At 64.9% G+C, this 5,093-nt stretch carries 3 protein-coding genes; 1 reads left to right on the top strand and 2 read right to left on the bottom strand.

Translation table 11 applies throughout. The annotated features are described in order from the left end of the window. The coding region (locus RMO40_RS25015; RefSeq protein ID WP_309726610.1) for an AMP-binding protein at window positions 1-1,559 on the bottom strand (1,559 nt) is incomplete at its 3' end. A 316-nt stretch (window positions 1,560-1,875) separates the two neighbouring features. On the opposite strand from RMO40_RS25015, the gene RMO40_RS25010 reads away from it, so the two are divergent. After that, on the top strand, window positions 1,876-3,804 hold the full coding sequence (locus RMO40_RS25010; protein WP_309726608.1) for a prolyl oligopeptidase family serine peptidase: 1,929 nt from the start codon (window positions 1,876-1,878) through the stop codon (window positions 3,802-3,804). A gap of 39 nt (window positions 3,805-3,843) precedes the next feature. On the opposite strand, the gene RMO40_RS25005 is transcribed toward RMO40_RS25010, so the two are convergent. Then, window positions 3,844-5,093: FtsX-like permease family protein (locus RMO40_RS25005; RefSeq protein ID WP_309726606.1), on the bottom strand; the 1,250-nt coding region annotated here is incomplete at its 5' end.

The raw sequence follows: 5,093 nt of genomic DNA, 5'->3' as shown, positions 1-5,093 counted from the left end.
CGGCAGTGGTCGAGCAGTTGCGCCTCGGTCAGCGCGTCGTCCCTGCGCACCACGAACACCTTGACCACCTCGCCCGACTTGGGGTCTTGCACGCCGATGGCCGCCACCTCGCGCACGCCGAGGTGGGACGAGATCACGTCTTCGATCTCGTTGGGGAAGACCTTGAAGCCCGAGACGATGATCATGTCTTTCTTGCGGTCGGTGATCTTGAAGTAGCCGCGCTCGTCCATGAAGCCCATGTCCCCGGTGCGCAGCCAGCCGTCTTCGGTGAACACGAGGGCGGTTTCGTCGGGCCGGTTCCAGTAGCCCTTCATCACCTGCGGCCCGCGCACGCAGATCTCGCCCACGTCGCCGAGCGCCACCGGCTCGCCATCGTCGTCAAGAATCATCGCTTCGGTGGAGGGGATCGGCACGCCGATGGTGCCTGTCCAGTCCTTGATGTCGAGCGGGTTGGCAATCACCACCGGCGAGGTTTCGGTGAGGCCGTAACCTTCGATGATGGGCGTGCCGGTGAGCGCCTTCCACTTCTCGGCCACCACACGTTGCACCGCCATGCCACCGGCCGAGGTCATCTTCAGGTGGCGCACGTCGACGTCGGCGAATGCCGGCGCGTCGAGCAGGGCGGCATACAAGGTGTTGACGGCAATGATCCCGGTGAAGGGCAACTTCTTCAGATCGCTGATGAAGGCCGGCAGGTCGCGCGGGTTGGTGATGAGCATCACCTGCGCGCCGATCTTCATGAACACCAGGTTGGCCAGCAACGCGTACACGTGGTACAGCGGCAGCGGGATCACGCAGATCTCCTTGCCGTCGCTCAGGTCGCGGCCCACCCACAGCGACATCTGCTGCACGTTGGCCACCATGTTGCCGTGCGTCAGCATCACGCCCTTGGCCACACCGGTGGTGCCGCCGGTGTATTGCAGGAAGGCGATGTCGTCGTGGGTCAACGGCACGTCGTCCAGCGTGTGCGAGTGCCCCTCGCGCAGGGTGGCGTTGAACTCGATGGCGCTGGCAATGCGCCACTCGGGCACCATCTTTTTCACGTACTTCACGACGGCGTTGGTGATGATTTCCTTCAGCAGCGGCAGCAGGTCGCCGACCTCGGTGGTGATGACGGTGAGCTTGAGTGACGGGTTCTTCTCCAGCACCTCTTGCAGCGTGTGGGCAAAGTTCTCCAGCACCACGATCACTTCGGCGCCTGAGTCACTGAGCTGGTGCGCCAGCTCGCGCGGGGTGTACTGCGGGTTGACGTTGACCACCGTGTAGCCGGCGCGCATGGCGCCGAACAAGGCCACCGGGTATTGCAACAGGTTGGGCAACATGATGGCCACACGCGCGCCGCGGGGGAGCTTGAGCGACTTTTGCAGGTAAGCGCCGAAATGGCGACTCGCCTCATCAAGCTGCTGGTAGCTGAGGTGGCCGCCCATGTTGCTGTAGGCCGTCAGGGGCCCGAAGCGGCGCACGCTGGTCTCCAGCACGTGCTTGAGCGAGCTGAATTCGCCCAGATTCGCTTCGGCGGGGATGCCCTGGGGGTATTGCTTGAGCCAGACTTTTTCCATGGTGTCTCCAAACGTTGATTCGCGGCTCTTCGGGATTGTTTCCTGAGCACACTCGGGCTCCATCGGACACCTATGACGCCAACATGTCATTGACATGCGTCAACCCAGCGAGCGAGCACTGCACGTCAGCGCGACACGCGTGCGCGGCCGCGCTGGGGTCTTGGTTTGGCGGGCCCGGCGATACCATCACGAACTCCGCTGCATTGACTTGCCAACAGGCTCTTAAAGGACAACGTGAATGGAATCTCCTCTGAGATGCAAAGCTCGGCTCCTGCTGCTCGGGATGGTGGCCCTATGTGGTTGGGCGACCCCTGCCTTGGCCGAACCGCCGCCCATCGAAAGCTACACGCGCCAGCCAGCGATCGCAGACGTGGCGATCTCCCCGTCTGGAAAGCGCCTGGCCGTGATCACCTTCGGCAACAACGGAATGAAGCGCCTTGGGGTGATGAATCTCGATCCGGTGGGTGACGCGCGCATCGTCGGTAGCTTCGGTGATGCCGATGTCACCGATGTCCAGTGGGTGAGCGATGACCGCCTGGTGTTTTCCGCGTTCCAGCGCGGGGCTGAAATTCGCGCGGGCGGGGCAGGTGTCTTTGCCGTCAACCACGATGGCAGTGACGAACGGCAGCTCATTTCATGGCGCTATGCGACCGGAGACATCACCGGAACAGCCATCGCCTCCAGGGTCTTGCCCTACGGCTGGTATTTGCACTCCGTGGCGGGAGACGGTAGCAACGATGTGTTCGTATACCGACGCGTGAAGGATGCCATCGGAGACTTGAAGCACATCCAGTTGGCACGCTTGGACACGCGCACGCGTGAACTGCGCAACCTGAGTTTGGGTATGCCCGACTACACGCATGCGGTTTACCTCGACACCGCGCGCGAGCCGCGCATGGCCGCCGCGGAGCACGCGGGTCGCACCAAGCTGTATTGGCGTGTTCCGGGAGGTGATGTCTGGAAGCAGATCGGCGACTTCGATTCTTTGAATCAGAGTGAGGGCTTCCGGCCTTGGCACATCGAGGCCAATGGGCAGGTGCTCGTCACGACCTCATTGCGTGACACCCAGGCCTTGTACCGATACGACCCGGTGGGAGGGAAGCTCGATGCTGAGCCTCTGATCCAAGTCAACGGGTTCGATCTGGACGCCAGCCCCGAAGTCGACGGTCGGACCCGACGCTTGATGGGCTTTCATTTTGTTGCTGATCGTCCCATGAGCTACTGGTTCGACGAAGGTTTGGTGCGAGTGCAAAAGGGCATCGATGCCGCCTTGCCAGCCGGCCGTTTCAACCGCATTCACTGTGGTGAATGTGAGTCGACCCGGTTCTTCGTCATCCATTCGAGATCAGACCGGCAGCCGGGCGAGTTCTACCTGTTCGACCGCAAGAGCTCGGCGATTCAACTCATCGGTGCGGCGCGTCCCTGGATCGATGAATCGAAGCAGGCGCGTCGTACCTTCCACCGCTATGCGGCGCGTGACGGCCTGACCGTGCCGCTGTTTGTCACCCACCCGGCCGGTGTGGCACTCGACAAGCGCCTGCCGACGGTGGTGCTGGTTCACGGCGGGCCCTTCGGTCGCGGGACCGACCTGGTCTGGACGCCTGAAGCTCAGTTCTTGGCCTCACGAGGGTACAGGGTGCTGGAGCCGGAGTTCCGCGGGGGCACCGGGTTCGGAACTCGGCACTTCAAGGCCGGGTGGAAGGAGTGGGGTCGAGCGATGCAGCACGACTTGAGCGACGCGGTGCAATGGGCCGCAAAGCAGGGTTGGGTGGACCCGGCCCGGGTCTGTGTCATGGGAGGCAGTTACGGCGGATACGCCGCCTTGATGAGCCCCATCGCCCAGCCGGGCGTCTATCAATGCGCCGCCAGTTTTGCGGGCGTCACCGACCCGATGTTGATGTACTCGGTGACCTGGAGCGATCTGTCACAGGCTGCACTCACCTACGGTTTGCCGGTGTTGATGGGCCATCCCGAGCGGGACGCCGATCTCTTGGCGGCAGCGTCCCCGCTGCTGCGAGTGGCCGAACTCAAGGTTCCGGTTCTGCTCGCGCATGGTGGTGTTGACCGCCGGGTTCCGATCGTTCACGCGCGCAAGTTTGCCGACGCTGCCAAAAAGGCGGGCGTCAAGTTGGAGCAGGTCGAGTACCTCGAAGAAGGTCACGGCTTCTTCGATCCCGCCAACCACACCAACTATTACGAGCGCCTGGAGCGATTTCTACAGTCTTCAATCGGCGCTCCCGAGTGAGAGGTGTTCACTTGGCGCCCGGGCAGGATTGAGCCGGGGCTACCAGTCTTCCTTCACCGCCAACGCCACCTGCCGCGTCGCCGCGCCGCGCGCGGCAAGCCAGGCGGTGAGGGTGCCTGCCAGGACCACGGCGACACAAAGTGCGACCAGGCGGCCCCAGGGCAGCACCAGCTCCATCGTCCAGTGGAAGCTCTGCGGGTTGACCACGTGCACCAGCACCACGCTCACCGCCAGGCCGAGCAGCAGGCCGAGCAGTGCGCCGGTGGCGGTCCACACCGCGCCCTCGGCCGCCACCACGGCGAGCACCTGACGGCGGGTGAGGCCCAGGTGGGCGAGCAGGCCGAATTCCTTGCGCCGCGCCAGCACCTGCGCCGAGAAGCTGGCGGCAATGCCAAACAGGCCGATGGCAATCGCCACCGCCTGCAGCCAGTAGGTCACGGCGAAACTGCGGTCGAAGATGCGCAGTGACAGGGCGCGCAGCTGGCCGGCGGTGGCAAATTCGACCGAACCGTTGTCCAGGCCCAACTCCCTGATGAGCTCTCTGAGGGCCTGCTGCACCGTGGCAACGTCGGCACCGGTTCGCAGCCATAGCGACATGTCGTTGACCTGGGTGTCGCCGGTCAGGCGCTGGTAGTCGGCTGCGGCCAGCGTGACGGCGCCGTGCTGGCGCGCGTAGTCACGCCACACGCCGCGCACGAACACCGGGGTGCTCTGGCCATCGGGCAGCGGCAACACAAACCGCGTGCCGGGCCGCGCGCCGTACAGGCTGACCATGGCCTCGCTGACGTAGACGGCGGTCTCGCCGGGGGGCAGGTCGAGCAGTGTGCCGATCAGCGGCAGCTCCTGGGCAGGCTCGGCCAGCGGTCGCGCCAGCAGGGTAACGGCCGGGCGCGTGGTGGCCATCTGCACGCTGGCCACACGCTGTGTGCTGCTGCGCTGCACGCCGGGCAAGGCGGCGGCACGCGCTTGCAGGGTTGTAGGCAGCGTCAGCAGCTCACCCGCGCGGCTGCTGGTGGCGGCGCGCATGTAGAGGTCGGCCGGCAACACGCTGTCGAGCCACTGTGTCATCGACTCGCGAAAACTCGACACCATCACCGTGAGCGCCACCGCCAGGCTCAGGCTCGCCACCACGCCGGCCACGGCGATGGTGGCGGTGTGGCGCTGGTGGCGCGCGCGCTCCACCGCCAGCAGGGCCAGGGCATGCTGCGGTGGCCGAAGGGCGCGCAGCAAGAGGCCCACACCCGCGGGCACGCAGGCGATGCCACCAAACAGCAGGCAGGCCACCGACA

The organism is Rhizobacter sp. (assembly GCF_031412075.1).
GTDB lineage: Bacteria > Pseudomonadota > Gammaproteobacteria > Burkholderiales > Burkholderiaceae_C > Rhizobacter.
The sequence above is the reverse complement of the archived record's forward strand: the minus strand, read 5'-3'. Positions and strand labels throughout refer to the sequence as shown.